We start from the raw sequence: 20,749 nt of genomic DNA on the forward strand, positions 1-20,749 counted from the left end.
ACAACGCGACCACACCGACCCTTCTCGACTTTTCGCATGGAGCCCAGCTCTTTCGTGAGTGTGATGTCGGTATTGCCCGGGTGCGTTCAAGGCGCTTTTGGTGCTTTTAATCTATGCACGCAGGCTCGGTTTCTATCAGGGCTTTGATGTGTTGTCCGTACTGGACGAGCGATTCGGCAGTCAACATATCCAGGTGCGCACACTCGACCGGGTAGCTGCTGATGTCGCCAGTAACGTAAGGGCGCCAACTTTGCGTAGGACACGAGCCCTGATCCCCCTTATCCTCCATGGCGGAGAATAGGGTTATATCCCCATCGAAGACACCGGGTTCGTGGACTTGAGCCAATGCCTGGTTACGGTTGATGTTCTGAACGCCGAAATCGACAAGTTGTTTGTACCGAGCAAATTCGACAATTCCTCGTTCGCGAAGCAGTCCTTCCGCCCGCTCAAAAGTAAGCGGCTCATCCTGATCCGGCATCTCTATGTGACACAACCGCAAGACCTCTTCCAGGACGTCCTGCTCGGCCAGGTTTGGTAGATCGACGCTGCTGTCGGTGATGAGTAAAGCGTCGAGAAGGACAAGGTTTGCGATTACGCATCCGCGCCGCTGCAGCTCGATGGCAATTTCATGCGCGACAATGCCGCCAAACGACCAACCGAGAAGGTTGTAGGGCCCGGTTGGATCAACCCCTTGGATCCGGTCGGCGTAGGTTACCGCCATCTCGCGGATTGACTCGGGTTCAGCCTCGCCATTTTGCGGGGTTTGTTGAATGCCAATGATCGGGCAGTCCAAGTAATCGCCGAGAGCGTAATACGGCCAGACCAGCCCACCCGCGGGATGGATGCAGAACATCGGGCGACCCGCGCCCTCTTTGAGGAACTCAACGGGGACTAGTTCCACCTCGCCGGCATCTTGGTCCAGCTGCTGACTCAAGCTCCGCACGGACGGCGCCTGGAATAGTGTGCGCACCGCTAGGTTGGCGTCGAGGCTGGTGTTGATCGCGGCGATCAGGCGCATCGCCGACAGCGAATCCCCGCCCAAATCGAAGAAGGAGTCGTCGACCCCGACCCGTTCGAGGCCGAGTATCTGGGCGTAAATGCCGGCCATGATCTCCTCGGTGGGAGTGGTCGGGGCGCAATAGCGATCGCCCCGTTGGTATTCCGGCGCCGGCAGGGCGCGGGTGTCGAGTTTGCCGTTGACCGTCAGCGGCAGTGCGTCGATCACCACGACCGCGGCGGGCACCATGTAGGCCGGGAGTCGCTGCATGAGCTTTGTGCGGCTTTCGGCCGGATCTGCAGTGCCGGTGATGTAGCCGATCAGGCGCTTGTCACCGGGGCGGTCCTCGCGCGCGATCACCGCCACCTGATCTACGCCGTCGAGTGCGGCCAGGGCGGCGCGAACTTCTCCGAGTTCGATGCGGTAACCACGGATTTTGACTTGCTCGTCGGCGCGGCCCAGGTACTGCAGTTGCCCATCGGGGCCCCACTTCACCAGGTCTCCGGTGCGATACATCCGTGTCCCCGGCGCCCCGAACGGGCAGGCAACAAACCGCGATGCGGTCAATCCCGCGCGGAACATATAGCCGACCCCGACTCCGACACCGGCCACATACAACTCCCCGACGACCCCGACCGGCACTGGACGCGCCCACTGATCCAGCACGAACAACGCGGCGCCTGGGAGCGGCGAGCCGATCGGCGGCGCGCCCGAACCGGCGACCAACGGCGCACTCCTGGATGCACACACCGTGGTTTCGGTCGGGCCGTATTCATTGACCATCACCCGCCCGGGCGCCCACCGATCCACCAGCTCGGCCGGGCACGCCTCACCGGCCACCAGCAGCGCCATCGACTCCAATCCCTCAGGGGACAGCATCGCCAGCGGAGACGGCGACTGACTCGATGTCTTGACCTGCTCAGCGACGAGCAAGGCATGCAAGTCTTCGGCCGAGCGTGTCACCGACTCGGGCACCACTACCAGCCGCCCGCCGTGGAACAACGCACGCCAGATCTCTTCCACCGAGGCGTCGAAGGCCAAGGAATGCCCCAGCGTCGACGGCCCCGCCGGCAGGTGGATATCCGGCGGCCCGAACATCTGGGTGACGTTGTGATGGGTGATGGCAACGCCTTTGGGCACACCGGTGGTGCCAGACGTGTAGATGAGGTAGGCGATGTCGTCGGGGGCCGGCGCCGACAGGTCGGTGCACGGGTAGCCGTTGATTCGGGCGTCCTTGATCTGGGCGTCCTTGACGTCGATGACCACCAGGTCACACGAGTATTTGTCGAACCGGTCGGCGAGCTCGGCGGTGGTGAGCGCGGCGATCGGCGCGACGTCGGCCAGGATGAATTCGATTCGCGCGTCGGGATGCGCGGGGTCGAGCGGCAGGTAGGCTGCCCCGGTTTTGAGCACCGCCAAGATCGCCACGATCGCCTCGGCGGAACGGGAAAGCAGCAGTGCCACAGTCTGTCCCGGGCCCGCCCCATGGCCGGCCAGCAGATGCGCCAACCGGTCAGATGCCTCGTCGAGGCCCCGGTAGGTCATCGAGTGGCCGTCGCAGGTGATCGCCACCGCCTCGGGCGTGCGCGCCACCTGCGCAGCGAACAGCGTCGGAATCGACACCGCGGTGGACTGCGGCGCGGTCAACGCGGCCCGGTTGCCGATCCCGTCGAGGTGGGCGTGCTCACGCTCGTCGAGTAGATCGACCGCTGACAAGTGCTGGCTGGGGTCGGCACTCACGGCCGCCAAGACGCGGCCCAACCGCTCGATCAACGCCTCGATGCTGGCCGCGTCGAACACGTCGGTGCGATACTCCACCGACCCGGCGATCCCGGCGGGCTGGCCGCCCTCGCCGAAACGTTCGGCCAGCGTGAAGGTCAGATCCATGCGGGCGACCCGCGTGTCCGCCGATAGCGGTGTGACCTGCAAATCACCCAAAGCCAGCCCCCCGGCGGCCAGGTCATTGTCGGGCCCGGCGAAGTTTTGCCAAGCCAGCGCGACCTGCACCAGCGGATGATGGGCCAGGCTGCGGGTGGGGTTGAGCCGCTCGACGAGTAACTCGAAGGGCACATCCTGGTGCTCGTAGGCGGCCAGGCTGCGGGCACGCACCTGGTCGAGGGCTTCGGTGAAGCTGGGGTCACCCGACAAATCGACCCGCAGCACCAAGGTGTTGACGAAGAATCCCACCAGCTCATCGAGTGCGGGATCGTCACGCCCGGCGATCGAGAACCCAACTGCCACATCACTGCTGGCGCTGAGCTTGCCCAGCAGCACCGCCAGGGCGGCCTGGATCACCATGAAGCTGGTCGCGTTGTGCTCGCGAGCCAGCGCGCGCACCCGTTGCTGCAGCTCGGCGGGCCAGTCCACGATCACACTGGCGCCGCGGTAATCGGCCACCGGCGGGTAGGGCCGATCGGTGGGCAACGCCAGCCGCTCGGGCAGCCCGGCCAGCTCCTGCTCCCAATAAGCCAGCTGCGCGGCGATCGGGCTGTCGGCATCGGCCACATCCCCGAGCTGGGCGCGCTGCCACAACGTGTAATCGACGTACTGCACCGCCAACGGCGCCCACCCCGGCGCCCGCCCGGCACACCGGGCGGCATAGGCCACCCCCAGATCAGCCACCAGCGGGGCCATCGACAAGCCGTCGCCGGCGATATGGTGCATCACGGCCACCAACACATGCTCATCCTCAGCGACACGGAAAAGCCTTGCCCGCAACGGGATCTCGGTCGCCAAATCAAACGAGTGCCGCACCGTGGGATCGATGGCATCCTGCAGCCGGTCCACCGGCCAGCCGGTGGCATCGACGACCTGCCAGCCGAAGTCGGCCCGGTCGGCCGGGATCACCACCTGCCGTGGTATCCCCTCGACCGCGGGGAACAAGGTGCGCAGGCTTTCCTGGCGAGCCACCACATCGGCCAGCGCCGCCCCCAACGCCTCGGCGTCCAGGTGCCCACTGAGCCGCAACGCCGCCGCCATGTTGTAGACCGGTGACGGCCCCAGCAACTGGTCGACGAACCACAACCGCTGCTGGGCAAACGACAACGGCACCACCGCGGGCCGCTCGAGGGCCACCAACGGCTCGCGCCGACCCCCGTCGCCACCCACACGCAACGCCAACTGGGCCACCGTGGGCGCCTCGAACACCGTGCGCACCGACAACTCGGCGCCCAAACCCATCTCTATCGCGGCGACGAGACGCATCGCCAACAACGAATCCCCGCCCGCATCGAAGAACGAGTCATCGACACCGACCTCGTCAGTCCCCAACACCTCGGCGAACACGCCGGCCAAGATCTCCTCAACCGGGCTGGCCGGAGCGCGATAACCGGCGTTCTGATACGCGGGCGCCGGCAGGGCGCGGGCATCGAGTTTGCCATTGGGCGTGAGCGGCAGCGCCGCCAACACCACCACCGCGGCCGGCACCATGTACTCCGGCAACCGCTCGCCCAGCGCGCTGCGTAGCTCGGCCGGGCTAGCTGTCCCGGTCACGTAGCCGACCAGGCGTTTGTCGCCCGGGCGGTCCTCGCGGGCTACCACTACCGCCTGCTGCACCCCGTCCAGCGCTGCCAGAGCGGCCTGAATCTCCCCCAGCTCGATGCGATACCCGCGGATCTTGACCTGTTCATCGGCACGTCCCAGATACCGCAGCTGCCCGTCAGCACCCCACCACACCAAGTCTCCGGTGCGATACATCCGCGTCCCCGGCGCCCCGAACGGGCACGCCACAAACCGCGACCCGGTCAACGAAGCCCGGCCCACATATCCGTTCGCCAGCCCCCCACCGGCCACGTACAACTCCCCGACGACTCCCGCGGGAACGGGCCGCAGCCAGCTATCCAGCACGAACAATGCCGCCCCTGACACCGGCGCGCCGATCGGCACCACACCCGAACCCGCCGCCAGCGGCGCGCTCATCGCCGCGTATATCGTGACCTCGGTCGGGCCATAGGCATTGACCATCACCCGCCCCGGCGCCCAGCGATCCACCACCTCGGCCGAGCAGGCCTCGCCACCCACCAGCAGCGCCACCGACTCCAATCCCTCAACCGGCAACGCCGCCACCGCCGACGGTGTCTGGGTCAACACGCTGACCTGCTCCGCCACCATCAAGGCATGAAACTCTTCCGGGGAACTCGTCACCGACTCGGGCACCACCACTAGGCGCCCGCCGTGCAGTAACGCGCCCCAGATCTCCCACACCGAGAAGTCAAAGACGTAGGGATGGCATTGCGTCCACACTCGTCCGGGCGGCAGGCCAGCGTTCAACGACTCCAGGTGCTGGGTGAGGTTGTGATGGGTGATCGCCACTCCCTTGGGCACGCCGGTGGTGCCCGAGGTGTAGATCAAATAGGCGACGTCATCCGGGGCCGGCCCCGGCACACCCGTGCACGGGTAGGTGTCCACGCGGGGATCGTTGACATCGATGACCAGCAGCTGACGCCCGTCGAGACGCACGCGCAGGTCCGCCGTGGTGATCGCCGCGGTCGGCTGAGCGTCGTCGAGCAGGAATCCGATCCGTTCCGCCGGCGCGCCCGGGTCAATCGGCAGATACGCCGCCCCGGCCTTGAGCACCGCCAGAATCGCCACGACCGCCTCCATCGACCGGGAAAACAGCAGTGCCACCGGCGCCCCCGCGCCCACTCCCTGGTCGGCGAGCAAGTGCGCCAACCGGTTCGACGACTCATCAAGCTCGCGGTAGGTCATCGAGCGGCCTCCGCACGTCAGTGCCACCGCCTCCGGGGCGCGAGCCACCTGCGCGGCGAACAACACCGGAATCGACACCGGCGGCGGTGCGGGTCGGGTCAACGCCGCCCGGTTACCGATCCGATCCAAGCGGGCATGCTCACCCTCGCCAAGCAAATCCACCGACGACAGCCGCCGGGTGGGATCGGCGGTCATCGCCGCCAACACCCGCTCCAACCGCTCGATCAACGCCTCGATGCTGGCCGGGTCGAACACGTCGGTGCGATATTCCACCGTCCCGGAAATCCCGGCGGGCTCACCGGCCTCGGTCCAGGATTCCTTGAGGAAGAAGACCACATCCATCTTCGCGGTTTGGGTGTCGCCGACCAGCGGCGTGACCTGAAGATCGCCCAAACTCAGCCCGGTCGCGGGGACTTCGATTTGCCCGGGGAAGTTGTTCCAGGCGAACACCACCTGAACCAGCGGGTGATGGGCCAGCGACCGCGCGGGGTTGAGCCGCTCGACGAGCACCTCGAAGGGCACGTCTTGGTGCTCGTAGGCGGCCAGGCTGCGTGCTCGCACCTGAGCCAGCAGCTCGGCCACGGTGGGATCGCCGGCTAGATCGACGCGCAGCACCAAGGTGTTGACGAAAAAGCCCACCAGCTCATCCAGTGCCGGGTCGCGGCGCCCGGCAATCGGGAAGCCCACTGCCACATCGCTGCTGGCGCTGAGCTTGGACAGCACCACCGCCAGGGCGGCCTGCGTCACCATGAAACCGGTCGCGTTGTGCTCGCGGCCAACACGGGCGACCTGCTGCTGCAATAGCGCCGGCCACTGCACCGCCACCCTGGCGCCGCGCTGATCGGCCACCGGCGGGTAGGGCCGATCGGTGGGCAGCTGCAGCCGCTCGGGCATCCCGGCCAGCGCCTGCTCCCAGTAGGCCACCTGCGCGGCGATGCGGCTTTCAGTGTCATCGAGATCGCCGAACTGCGCGCGCTGCCACAGCGTGTAATCGACATACTGCACCGGCAATGGCGTCCAGCCGGGGGGTTGCCCCTCGCACCGGCTGGCATAGGCCACCCCCAGGTCACGCACCAGCCGGGTCGTCGACCAACCATCAGCGGCGATTTCGTGCACCACCGCCACTATCACGTGTTCGTCCTCGGCGACGCGGAAAAGCCTTGCCCGCAACGGGATCTCGGCAGCCAGGTCAAATCCGTAACTCACGGTAGCGCGGATAGCCTCCTGCAGCCGGCCTGCCGGCCAGCCGGTGGCATCGATGACGTCCCAACCGAAATCGGCCTGCTCGGCGGGCACTACCAGCTGCCGCGGTACCCCCTCGACCGCCGGGAACAGCGTGCGCAGGCTCTCGTGGCGGCCCACCACATCCACCAGTGCCGCACCCAGCGCGTCCACATCAAGCGGCCCGGCCAGCCGCAACGGCAGCACCACGTTGTAAAGCGGTGAGGGCCCCTGCAACTGGTCGATGAACCATAACCGGCTCTGGGCAAACGACAACGGAACCACCGCCGGCCGCTCAACCGGCTTCAGCGGCTCCAGGCCCCCGCCCTTACCGACACGGGACGCCAACTGGGCGACCGTGGGCGCCTCGAACACCGCACGCACCGAAATATCGGCATCCAGACGGGTGTTGACCGCGGCGATCAAACGCATCGCCGACAGGGAATCCCCGCCCAGGTCGAAGAACGAGTCGTCGATCCCGATCTTGTCGATCCCGAGCACCTCGGCATAGATGCCGGCGAGGATTCTTTCCGTCTGGGTCTGCGGCGCCCGGAAGGCTGTGGTGGCAAACACCGGCGCCGGCAAGGCTTTACGGTCGATCTTGCCCGAGGTCGTCATCGGGAACTCGTCGAGCACCACGATATGGGTCGGCACCATATATTCGGGCAACCACGCGCTCAATTGCTGACGCACCGCGGTGATCTTGGTGTTGGTCTGCGGGTCATTGGCGTAACCGGTGACCCGGTGGGGCCCGTCAGCCGGCAGATACAGATCGGTCAGCGCCGACGTCCGCTCAGCGTCCGCTGCAGCGATGAACACCGCATCCACGGTGCCCGGTTGGGCACCCCAGGTGACGGCGACGTGATATCCGGCGCTCTCCCCAAGGCGGTGCAGTTGTTCGGGGACAACTGCATCGGCGCCGTCGGCCAGGGCCACTGCGTCCGCCAGGGAAAGCCCGCCCAGCAGGGCTTGCTCGATGCGGACGTCGCTGATCAGTCCGGCGCGGGGGATCTCGGTGATGCGAACGGTGTTGGGACGCTGAGCCACCAACCGATCGTGCAGTCCGCTCAGCCCCGCGCACTGGGTCCACGCCCAGCTGTCTGCGCCGGCCAGGGAGCGCACCGGCGCGGGGGATTTACGGACGACGAGGTCGTAACGATAGCGGTTGAGTTCGTTGTCGGCCATCCCGCGCTTGACTTCGATATCCAGCCCGGCCGCCGACGGATGGCCGGCAGCCCAGGTGGTGAAAAACTCTGGGGCCAACAACAATTCGGCTTCGCTGAGCACGGCGCGCTGAACTCGTTGGCGAATCTCGTCGGCGTCGGCGATGTCGGTGGCGCTGCGGGCGAGCGCGATCCCGGTCTGGAACGCGCCCTGCAGACTGTGGTTGCGCACATCGCCGATAAACAGTGCCCCGCCCGGTGCCAGCAATCGCATCGCGACCGCCAGCACGTCGGTCAGATACCGCGCGCTCGGGAAGTACTGGACCACCGAATTGAGCACCACGAGATCGAAGTGGCCTTCCGGCAACCCGGCGGCGACATCGGCGGGCTGCACCTGCAACCGCACCCGATCGCCCCACGACCGTCCGGCCACGGCGGCCTGCAGCCGCTGGATCGTCGGCGCGGAGAAGTCCGTCGCCCAATACTCGGAACACACCGGGGCCACCTGGGAAAGCAATAGCCCCGAGCCCACGCCGATCTCCAGTACCCGCGCGGGATGCAGTTGAAGGATCCGATCCACGGTGGCCGAACGCCACTCCTCCATCTCTTCGAGCGGAATCGGATCGTCGGTGTAGCTGCTGTTCCAGCCGCGGAAGTCCATGCCGAACTCCGGCGCCTCCACGTCAGCGCCATACGCCTCGTCATATAGCTGTTGCCACGCGTCGACGGTTTCGGCGTCGTGCTCGGCGGTGGTGGTCTGCTCGAGGGTCACATAGGCGACCAGATGCGAGCCGGTTTTGCTCTCATGCACGGTCGCGGCCGCGCGGGTGACCTGGGGGCAGCCCAGCAAGGTGTTTTCGATTTCGCCCAGTTCGATGCGGTGTCCACGCAGCTTGATCTGTGCGTCGGCACGGCCGAGATATTCCAGGGTTCCGTCGGGTGCCCAGCGCACCAGGTCGCCGGTGCGATACAGCCGCGCGCCCGCAGGCCCGTAGGGATCCGCCACGAATCGTTCCGCGGTCAATTCCGCCCGGCCCAGGTAGCCGCACGCCACCGCCGGTCCGCCCAGATACAGGTCACCGACCACCCCGATCGGCGCGGGGTTCAGCCGCGCGTCGAGCACCAGTGCGCGCATCCCCGGGAGCGGGGTGCCGATGCGGACCGGCTGCCCCGCCAGCAGCGGCGCAGTGGTGGCCCAGATCGTGGCCTCGGTGGGACCGTAGCCGTTGAACATGCACCGCCCCGGCGCCCACGCGGTCACCAACTCGTCCGGGCAGGCCTCACCGCCGACGATCAGCGTGGACAACCCATCCAGCCGGGTTCGATCCAGCGTCGAGAGCAACGTCGGGGTCATCACCGCCGCGTTGACCCGATGCTCCTCCAGCAAGGCGGTCAACGCCTCGCCGGCAAAGACCTCCGGCGGCGCAACCACCAACGCGCCCCGCGCTCCCACCGCGACCAATAGCTCGCCGAGCGCGGCGTCAAACGTCGGGGAGAGCACCGCCAGCATGCGGGTGTCCTCGCCCATGCCGAATACCTCGCGGTGCGCCGCGGCTACCCCGGGCAGACCGCCGTGGCTGACCGCCACACCCTTGGGGGTGCCGGTGGACCCCGACGTGAAGATCACATAGGCGGTGTTATCCGGCCCCAGCGACGCCAGCCGGTCGGCGTCGGTGATCGCCTCTGCGCACCGCCCAGAAAGGTCCAGGCCGTCCATGCGCAGCACCGCGCGCGTCCCGGCCCCGGCCACCACGTCGGCATCGCGGGTCAGGACGCACACCGCGTCCACCGAGTCCAGCACCGTGGCGATCCGCTCGACGGGGTGAGTGGGATCGACCGGCACATACACGCCGCCGGCTTTCTGCACCGCCCACCACGCCACCACCAGCTCCGTGGACCGGCCGATCGCCACGCCGACGGCGCGTTCCGGACCCACCCCTGCCTCGATCAGCACCCGCGCCAGCCGCGTCGACCACTGGTCGAGTTCGCGATAGGACAAGGTCCGGGCATGATCGACGACCGCCACCGCGTCCGGATCGGCGGCCACCGCTGCTGCCAACAACTCCGGCGCCACTCCCGTCGGCGCCTCGACGCCGGCGCCAGACCACCGCAAGAGCACCAAATCCCGCTCGTCGGGATCCAGCAACGCCAGGTCGCCCACCACCACGGACGCGTCCCCTACGATCGCTTCGATCACCCGCTCAAACCAGGTGACGAAGCGCTCGATGGTGACCCGGTCGTACAGGTCGGTGGCATAGGTCACGACGCCGGCGGCCATCGGTGCGGTCGGGTCCTCGGAGGGCACCTCTCGCAGATCGACGTCCAGGTCGAATTTGGCGGTGCGGCTGTCCACCGCGAGTGGCTCGACGCTGAGCCCGTCGAGAGCCACGTCGGGGCGCACATTGTTCTGGAAGGCCAAGGCCACTTGGAACACCGGATGATGCGCCGTGGAGCGCACCGGGTTGAGCTGCTCGACCAGCCGCTCAAAGGGCAGATCCTGGTTGCTGTAGGCGTCCAGCGCTTTCTGACGCACGCCCTCAAGCACCTCGCTGAACCGGTTCGCGGGCGTCACCCCCACCCGCAACACCCACGTGTTGACGAAGAACCCGACCAGCTCATCGAGCGCCGCATCCATCCGGCCGGCGATCGGGGTGCCGATCGCGATGTCCTCGCCGGCCCCGGCCCGGTGCAACACCACCGCCATGGCCGCCTGCAACACCATCGAGGCGGTCGCATTATGCGCAGCCGCCAGCGCCTTGATTCCGGCCCACAGCCGTGGATCGAGGTGCACGTCCACCGCATCGCCGCGGTAGCTCGGCACCGGCGGGCGCGCCCGGTCCGCCGGCAGCGACACCACCTCGGGCAGATCGGCCAACTCGTTTCGCCAGTACGCCAACTGCCCGGCGATCACACTGTCGGGATCGGACTCGACGCCCAACCATTCCCGTTGCCAGAGGGTGAAATCGGCGTACTGCACCGGCAACGGCGCCAACTGCAGGGTCTGGCCCTGCCGCCGCGCCCGATATGCCTCGCCGATATCTCTGGCCATCGGCGCCAGGGACCACCCGTCACAAGCGATGTGGTGCACCACAATTCCCACGACATGCTGCTCGGGGCTCACCTCATAGATCTGCGCCCGAAGCGGGATTTCGGTTGCCAAGTCAAACCGATGGCCCGCCAGCCCAACCAGTTCGCCGACTAGATCCTGCTCCGCCAACGACACGACTGCGGGGGCCCCGCGACGCCACATCCCCGCCTCGGCCGGCAGTACCTTCTGGAACGGCACGCCGTCGATATCCGGAAATATGGTGCGCAGCGTCTCGTGGCGGGCGATCACGTCATCGATTGCCGCCGTCAGCGCCTCGACGTCCAGCGCCCCGCTGATCCGAAACGCGGTCGGCATGTTGTAGGTCGCCACCCCGCCCTCGAATCGGTCGAGGAACCACAGCCGGCTCTGCGCATACGACAACGGCACCACCGTGGGCCGCTCGCCGGCCACCAGCGGCTTACGCCCATTCCCGGCCCCGCCGATACGGGGCGCCAACTGGGCGATCGTGGGGGACTCGAACACGGTGCGTACCGCAAGGCCGGCGTCCAGGGATTTGTTGATGGCGGCGATGACCCGCATGGCAGACAGCGAATCCCCGCCCAGGTCGAAGAAGGAGTCATCGACCCCGACCCGGTCGAGCCCGAGCACTTGAGCGTAGATGCCGGCCAGGATCTCCTCGGTGGGCGTAGCCGGGGCGCGGTACCGATCACCCTCGCCGTATTCGGGCGCCGGCAGGGCCCGGGTATCCAGCTTGCCGTTGACCGTGAGCGGCAGCGCATCGATCACCACCACCGCCGCCGGCACCATGTAGGCCGGAAGCCGCTGACCCAGCCATGCCCGAACCTCGGCCGGGTCAGCGGTTCCGGTGACATAACCCACCAGCCGCTTGTCGCCGGGGCGGTCCTCGCGGGCGATGACCGCCGCCTGCTCCACCCCGTCGAATGCGGCCAGCGCCGCTTGGATTTCGCCGAGCTCGATGCGATATCCCCGGATCTTGACCTGCTCGTCGGCGCGCCCCAGATACCGCAGCTGCCCATCGGGACCCCAACTCACCAGATCCCCGGTCCGATACATCCGCGCCCCGGACGCGGCGAACGGGCACGCCACAAACCGCGACGCCGTCAGCCCCGCGCGGCCCAGGTATCCGTACGCCAGTCCGCCGCCGGCCACGTACAACTCCCCTGTCACCCCGACGGGCACCGGGTGCAAGTCGGTGTCCAGCACGAAAAAGCCGAGATGGTTCAGGGGCAACCCGATCGGGCTGACACTGCGGTCGACGTCGGCGACCGTGATCTCCCGGAACGAGGCGTGCACCGTTGTCTCGGTGATGCCGTACATGTTGATGAGCCGCGGTGATCGCGGGTGGCGGTCCAACCACGTCCCGAGGCGCTGGGGTTCTAGCGCCTCGCCACCGAACACCACCATCTGCAGGTTCAGCCGTTCCTCGGACTCGGCTGCCCGCGCGTCGGCGGTTTGCAGCGCATAAAACGCAGACGGCGTCTGACTCAATACGCTGACCTGTTCGGCAATCAGCAAGGCGTGCAGCTCTTCAGGCGAGCGGGTCACCGACTCCGGCACCACCACGAGCCGTCCGCCGTGCAACAGCGCACCGAAGATTTCCCACACCGAGTAGTCGAAGGCCAGCGAGTGGCACTGCGTCCACACCTGCCCCACCAGCTCTTGGTCCGCATTCAAAGAGTCCAGTAGCCGGATCACATTCTGGTGAGCGACGGCCACCCCCTTGGGAACCCCGGTGGTGCCCGAGGTGTAGATCAGGTAAGCGATCGCTTCGGGGCCCGGCGCCGCCAAGCCCGTGCACGGGCAGCCGAGGATGCGCGGGTCCGCGACGTCGATGACCGGCAGGCCACAACCGTCGAACCGCTCGGCCAGTCCTGCGGTGGTGATCGCGGCGATCGGTGCGGCATCAGCAACCATGAACTCCATGCGCGCGGTGGGATGCGCCGGGTCGATCGCCAGATAGGCCGCCCCGGTCTTGAGCACCGCCATTACCGCCAGGACCGCCTCGGCCGATCGTGGCAACAGCAGCGCCACACACTGTCCCGGGCCGGCGCCCAGGGCAGCCAGCAGGTGCGCCAACCGGTTGGACGCCTCGTCGAGCTCGCGGTAGGTCATCGACTGGCCTGCAAAGGTGATCGCCGCCGCCTCTGGCGTGCGCGCCACCTGAGCGGCGAACACCGCCGGGATCGACGCCACGCTTGGCACCGGCCGGGCCAGCGCCTCCCGGTTACCGATCTTGTCCAGTTGGGTGTGCTCGTCGGCATCCATCAGGTCCACCGACGACAACCGTCGGCTGGGGTCGGCGGTCATGGCCGTCAATGCTCGCCGCAACCGCTCGATCAGCGCCTCGATGCTGGCCGCGTCAAAGACATCAGTGCGAAACTCCACATCCCCGGCGATTCCGGCGGGCTCACCGGTCTGGGTGAAACGTTCCGCGAGGGTGAACGTCAGATCCATGCGCGCCGATTGGGTGTCCACTGGCAAACGCGTGACCTTCAGGTCGCCCAGGTCCAGCCCGGCGGCGGGGTCGCTGGTGTGCCCCGGGAAGTTCTGCCAGGCCAACACGACCTGTATCAGCGGGTGGTGGGCCAGGCTTCGGGTCGGGTTCAGTCGATCAACGAGCACCTCGAAGGGCACGTCTTGGTGTTCGTAGGCGGCGACGCTGCGCGACCGCACCTGGGCCAGCAACTCGGCCACGGTGGGGTCCCCGGCCAAATCGGCCCGCAGCACCAGGGTGTTGATGAAGAACCCCACCAGCTCATCGAGCGCTGGGTCGCTCCGCCCGGCGGTCGCGAATCCGACTGCCACGTCGCTGCTGGCGCTGAGCTTGCCCAGCAGTACGGCCAGGGCGGCCTGGATCACCATGAAGCTGGTCGCATTGTGCTCGCGTGCCACCGCGCGCACCCGCTCTTGGAGCTCGGCGGGCCAGTCCACGATTACGCTGGCGCCGCGGTAATCGGCCACCGGCGGGTAGGGCCTATCGGTGGGCAACGCCAGGCGCTCGGGCAGCCCAGCCAGCTCCTGTTCCCAGTAGGCCAACTGCGCAGCGATCGGACTCTCGCGATCGGCGACATCGCCCAACTGCGCACGCTGCCACAGCGTGTAATCGACGTACTGCACCGGCAACGGCGCCCACCCCGGGGCTTGACCCACACACCGGCTGGCGTAAGCCAGTCCCATATCACGCACCAGTGCGGTGATCGACCAGCCGTCGGCGGCGATGTGGTGCACCACGGCCACCAGCACGTGTTCGTCGTCGGCGACGCGGAAAAGCTTTGCCCGCAAGGGGATCTCGGTGGCCAGATCGAATGTGTGGCACGCCGCGGCGTTTACGGCCTCACTGAGGCGGCCTGACGACCAGCCGGTGGCATCAATGATCTCCCAACCGAAATCGACTTCTTCTGATGGGATAACCACTTGCTGCGGTGTTCCGGTGGGCGCCGTAAACAGCGTGCGGAGGGTCTCATGGCGGGCCACCACATCGGCCAGCGCCGCACCCAACGCCTCGGCATCCAGCCGTCCACATAGCCGCAATGCGGCCGGTATGTTGTAGATCGGTGACGGTCCCTGCAATTGGTCGATAAACCACAACCGCTGCTGGGCGAACGACAGCGGAACCGCCGCAGGCCGCTCCACCGCCACCAACGGCTCAAGCCGACTTGCGCCCGCGCAGACGCGGAGCGCCAACTGGGCCACCGTGGGCGACTCGAACACCGTGCGCACCGAAAGCTCGGCGTGCAGACTGGTCTCGATCACCGCGATCAGGCGCGTCGCCAGCAGTGAATCCCCGCCCAGGTCGAAAAACGACTGGTCCACCCCGACACGCTCGACGCCGAGCACGTCCGCGTAAATACCGGCCAGGATCTCCTCGACCGCACTGGCCGGTGCGCGATATCCGGCGTTCTGGTATTCGGGTGCGGGCAAAGCGCGGGTATCGAGTTTGCCGTTGACAGTGAGCGGCAGCGCGTCCAGCACGACCACCGCGGCGGGCACCATGTACTCGGGCAATCGCTCGGCCAGCGCGGTACGCAGCGCGCCCGGATCTACTGCCCCGCTGCTCGATTCGGTGACATAGCCGATGAGGCGTTTGTCGCCGGGGCGGTCTTCGCGGGCGATCACGACCGCTTGCTCGACGCCGTCGAGGGCGGTCAGTGCGCTCTGGATCTCGCCCAGTTCGATGCGGTAGCCGCGGATCTTGACCTGCTCATCAGCACGCCCCAGATACTCCAGCTGCCCATCGGCACGCCAGCGCACCAGATCGCCGGTCCGATACATCCGCTGCCCCCACGCACCGGTGAACGGGCAGGCCACAAACCGCGAGGCGGTCAACGAGGCCCGACCCACATACCCGACCCCGACCCCGGTGCCGGCCACATACAACTCCCCCACCACCCCGGCGGGCACCGGGCGCAACCAACTGTCGAGGACAAACAGTGCGGCTCCGCTGACCGGCGAGCCGATCGGCACCACACCCGCGCCCGCGGACAGCGGGGCGCTGATCGCCACACACATCGTGGTCTCGGTCGGGCCATAGGCATTGACCATCACCCGACCAGGCGCCCACCGATCCACCACCTCGACGGGGCACGCCTCACCGACCACGGCCACGGCCACCGACTCCAAACCCCGCGGAGACAACACGCTCAAGGCGGACGGGGTTTGACTGAACATGCTGACCCGCTCGGCCACCAAAACCCGATGTAACTCGTGCGGGGAACTGGTCACCGGCTCAGAGACCACCACCAGGCGCCCACCTCGCAACAGGGCACCAAAGATCTCCCACACCGACACGTCGAAAGCCAACGAGTGACACAACGCCCACGTACCCGTCCCCGGCAGGCCGGCGCCCAACGACCCCAACAGCTCGGTCACATTGCAATGGGTGATCGCCACCCCCTTGGGCACCCCGGTGGTGCCCGAGGTGTAGATCAAGTACGCGATAGCGTCGGGCTCGGGGCCCGTCAAGCCTGTACTGGGCTGGGCATCCACAGCGGGATCGTTGACATCGATGACGACCACGTCATGGTTGTCGAGCCGCTCGGCCAGCCCACCGGACGTCACCGCGGCGATCGGTGCGGCATCGGCCAGCACGAATCCGATCCGCTCATCGGGCACTGCCGGGTCGATCGGCAGATAGGCCGCCCCCGTCTTGAGCACCGCCAAGATCGCGGCCACCGCCTCGGCCGAACGCGAAAATAGCAGTGCCACAACCTGTCCAGGGCCCGCACCTCGGCCAGCCAACATGTGCGCCAGCCGATTCGAAGCCTCATCGAGCTCGCGGTAAGTGACCGACTTGCCCTCACCCACCACCGCCACCGCATCCGGAATCCTGGTCACATGAGTCGCGAACAGCGCCGGGATCGACACCGGCATACTCGCCGACTCGCTCAACACGGCCCGATTGCCGATCTCCCCCAGCCGGGCATGCTCACCCGCGCCGAGCACATCCACCGATGACAGCGGCCGTGCCGGGTCGGCGGTCATCGCCACCAACACCCGCTCCAACCGATCGATCAAATCGCGGACGTCACAATCAGAAAGCCATTGTCCAGCGCCCCCGAACCCACCCGTCGTGGCGCCGGGCTGCATGCCGAGAAAAAGCCGATCGTGGTCGCTGAAAAAATCCAGCCCAAGCTGATCGACGAGATTGGTGTGGGTCAGTGTTCCCGAAACCGTGGCACCAGCAATGTTCGCCAGGTTTGTAGTCGGAATGAAGTTGAGGATTATGCGATTTGACCGCTGCGCAGAGCCGCGGAGACGCCTGTTCTCGATGAGGTGCACCGGGAATCGCTGATGGTGCAGCGCTTCTCGCAGTCGCGTGTCGACATGTTCACAAAAACTGGCAACCGAGGACCCCGGCGAAGCTTTTAACACCAGTGGGACGAACCCGGTAATCATGCCGGGCACCGCCTGCGTCTCCGGACGCACCCGCCTGCTTACCGGGAATTCGAACACCACCTCGGAACTCTCGACGTCGCAACCACCCACCAGCAGCGCGCATGCCGCAGCGATCACCGAAGAGCGGCGCACGCCCAACGCCTGCGCCAATTCCTGGATCCCGGCGACTACGGCCGGGTCTAATTCAACGGGTGGAGACGATTCAGATGGCTCGCGCGCGCCCGTTGCGGGCGCCGACCGATAACGCGGTTCGCTTTCCGCCGGCAGGTTCTTGGCCCAATAGGCCTGATCATCGAGGTAATCGGTGGACGCTTCGTATTCCACCTCGCAAGCAATCAGATCACTCAGCGATCCAAAGAAGACGGGGGGAATCGGTGCCCCCGAAGCCAGGGCGTTGTAGACCTCTCCGATCCGATGACAAATAAGGGCAAGGCCGATTCCATCCGCCACTATGTGGTGGCAGCAGACGAAAAGATAAAACTCATCCGGCCGCGTTTGCAATAACGCAAATTTGAACAGCGGGCCATCAAGCGGCATCACCGTGCTCTGAATCGAGGCTGCCAGCCGATAGGCTTCCTGGACCGGGTCCTGCGAGCCCATGTGCTCATAGCAGGCGAGCTCGACATCCGGGTAATCGACCGCCTGTTGGAAGACCTGGCCATCCACCTGGAAGAAGGCAGCTCTGATCGGTTCGGCCTCGCGCACCACTTGCCGGATCGTGTGCTCAAGCAGCCACGGGTCGACCGTGCCCTCAATTCGCAGAAGATAGCCCAGCTGCCACCTCGCACCTTGGTGGTCCGTTTGCTGCGCAAGCCAAATGTCTAGCTGTCCGCGCGTCAGCGGGAATGGGCCACCGTCAGGTTCCGTCAGTTGTTCGCGCCCAACCTGCAGCGCCCGGTCATCAATCGTCATCGGATTTCCTTCGCGGTTTACTCGCCAGAACCCCGGCGCTCTGTCGCCAGCCTGGTTCGTAGAGTCTTCGGCCGGATATCGGGCCAGTTCTGTTCGATGTAATCCAGGCACGCAGTGCGATCCGCTTCGCCGTAAACCATCTGCCAGCCGGCCGGAATGTCGGCGAATGCCGGCCACAGGCTGTGTTGCTCTTCGTCATTGATCAGCACGAGAAAGCTGCCATTGTCGTCATCGAACGGATTGATACTCACTAGTCCTCCAAGTTCTCGAATTGCGCACTTGCTGGTCCCGACCGGGAGCTCGGGGGCTTAACCGAGCAACGGTCTACACATGATCGGGAGCGTATGGGTTTGAATCATGTTGTAAGGCTTATCAAGCCGGGTAGCGTAGTAACTGCACACACATAGAGTGGTCAGCGCACGCCAACGCAGCAGCTTGCGTAGTGGCAGACAAATGTTCACCAAAGATGCACGTGTCAGCGTGGGATTTATTCTGCAACAGCGTTTTCCGTCGCGGCCGCGGGTCTGGGCTGTCAGCAAACACCCGGTACCGATTAGATGGCCACAGAGGACTACCTGACGCCGACTAGACAGCCGTGCGCCGAGTCCGACATGCGCGGATACAGCCACCCCCACCCGGGGGCCGGGTCGAGACCTGTGTCGAGCGCTCCCTATCTAGGCTGATGTACGCATTGAAACTGCCATCGCGCCGATACCGGCGGGTGATGCCGTCACGCGCTGAAGACGATATCGGTTCTGTTCTCCGTCGGGACACTCTGGCAATCAACAGATTTCGGTGTCAAAGACCCGAGAAAAGTCGAGAGAGGCGGAATTTCGTCGGCGGCGCATTCGACGCTGATCACCGACGGCCCGTCGACCTCTAGCGCTGAATGCATGGCGGCGCTCAAGCTGTTGACGTCATCGACATCGACCGATGGAAGGTCCGGAAACATCGCGGCGAGACCGGCCCCCAGCCGACTCGTTGTGAAGGTGTTGTAACTATGCCGATTCCCGTAGAACAACTTTTCGCTCATCGCGCACATGGCGTGGGCGTTGTTGTTGAACAAGACGAACGTCACCGGTAGCCCGTACTGCACAGCGGTATGCACCTCCATGCCGTGTGTGAAGAAGGCACCGTCCCCGGCTATCACCACGACGCGCTCGTGCCGCGGCCCGAATCTTCTACGGCCGAAGGCCATTCCGATCCCGGCGCCAAAGCTGTAGCCCATGCCGGGGGCGACGGCGAACCGGCCCCCGCGGCGAACCGGCAGATAGTGGACGGCCGCCGCGCCGCTATTGCCGACGTCGACGACAACATCGACCCCGTCGGGCAACACGCGGTCGAGCATGCTCATCGCGTCGCGATAGCGCACCCCGGGACCGTCGAAGTTCGGCGGATTCAACTCGCTGCTCGACACCGCGTCGGGAACTCGAATTCCGGTCGGCCGCTCGCGCCCGGTCAGCGCGCTCGTCAGCATATGCAGCGATGCCTGCAGATCGTCGGTGTGGACGTGGGTGCATGCGACGTATGGCGGTACCGATCCGATTGAGAGGGTGGGCACCGCGGCCAGCGCATCGTCCAAACCTGCGCGCGCTGTCACAGGCAACCGCGTGCCCACCACCAGGCACAACGCGCTGCCGGCCACCGCTTTCGCCACACCCGGGTGGCCCATGACACCGGTGACGCCAAGCGCCGAAGACAACCCAAAACCCGGTGTGCCGGCGGCATCCTTGGCGTGAGGCACGCACGCCACCCGGGCGCGGAGCACCGCCCGCAACGACGCCAGTTCGGCTCGCGCATCGTCACGGACCACCTGTTCACCGGCGATGATTGTCACCGGCCCCCTCACCCGGCGCAGCATTTCCACGATCAGACGCGGATCACCGATGTCCCGTGGACTATCAATTCCGCGGCCGGGCATGAAGCCGTGGATGCACACGTCAGCTTGCTGAACGTCTTTGGGCAGCAACAACACCGCAGGGCCGCCCGCTCGCGCCGCCGCCACGGCGGCGGGCAGCGCCGAGGCGATGTCCGCGGGGGCCCGCACCCGTCGGCAGAACACCGACACCTCGGAGAACAGCGCCTCGGCATTCAGTGAACCGTTGCGGCCGCTCGTGTCCTGAAAGCTGCCACAACCATCCATCGCGGTGGCCGGCTGACCCACCAACGCCAACAGCGGCACGCGGCTGGTCGACGATTCCTCGAGGCAGGCGACAAGGTTCAGCGCGCCCACGCCGGAGGCCGCCACCACGCCCAAGCCACCGCCGCTGCGCCTATATCCGTCGGCCATCGCCGCGGCCGAGAATTCGTGTTTGGCCAACACCGCGCCGACGTCCGAGTGTGAGAATGCGGCGTCGTACAGGTCTTCGATGTTGCCGCCGTCGACGCCGAATATGTAGTCGACTCCGATTGACGCGAGATACCCGACGATGTGGTCGACCACCCGGTGGCTGTGAGACATGATTTCAACCTCTTAGAAACGGCGTAGGTGTGTTGCGTGCTCGCCCCAGCCCGATGGAGGAAGTTACAAGTGGGTGTGCGTCCGGGCTGCAGGCCCGCGCTCGCGGAGATGAGAGCCGCTCGCGTGCACCATGCGGCAGTGAGCAGCATCGGTACGGTTGCGGCAACCCCGCCGCGGACCCCAACATCCGTCCGGTGTAACGACTTTCGCGGGTTTTGTGACATCCTGTAGCAATCGACAACCACAGGAGTCCAACCGGCCATGCCCGCCACGCATGATGTCATGTGCGCGAGCTTATGTTTGCTCGAACAACCCACACGAAC

3 protein-coding genes are annotated in these 20,749 nt (G+C 66.3%); all 3 read right to left on the reverse strand.

Annotation, left to right across the window (positions count from 1 at the left end):
• Positions 1-106: 106 nt before the first annotated feature.
• The 3 genes from A5622_RS00350 to A5622_RS00360 all read right to left on the reverse strand — a co-directional run bounded on the left by A5622_RS00350 (position 107) and on the right by A5622_RS00360 (position 20,426).
• Positions 107-17,965: a non-ribosomal peptide synthetase gene (locus A5622_RS00350; protein ID WP_082994496.1), complete on the reverse strand. Its 17,859-nt coding sequence runs from the start codon at positions 17,963-17,965 to the stop codon at positions 107-109.
• Between the two features lie 17 nt (positions 17,966-17,982).
• Positions 17,983-18,216 (reverse strand): MbtH family protein, encoded by a 234-nt coding sequence (locus tag A5622_RS00355; RefSeq protein ID WP_066867433.1) that lies wholly within the window; start codon positions 18,214-18,216, stop codon positions 17,983-17,985.
• Positions 18,217-18,695: 479 nt separating this feature from the next.
• Positions 18,696-20,426, reverse strand: a complete 1,731-nt coding sequence (locus A5622_RS00360) for a thiamine pyrophosphate-binding protein (RefSeq protein WP_066875944.1) — start codon at positions 20,424-20,426, stop codon at positions 18,696-18,698.
• Positions 20,427-20,749: the final 323 nt, after the last annotated feature.

Source organism: Mycobacterium sp. 1245801.1 (assembly GCF_001673055.1).
Classification (GTDB): Bacteria; Actinomycetota; Actinomycetes; order Mycobacteriales; family Mycobacteriaceae; genus Mycobacterium; species Mycobacterium europaeum_A.

Excerpts from the sequence above, each read along its gene's own strand:
- A5622_RS00360 (WP_066875944.1), bottom strand. The coding sequence starts at position 20,426 with ATGTCTCACAGCCACCGGGTGGTCGACCACATCGTCGGGTATCTCGCG.
- A5622_RS00350 (WP_082994496.1), bottom strand. The coding sequence starts at position 17,965 with ATGACGATTGATGACCGGGCGCTGCAGGTTGGGCGCGAACAACTGACG.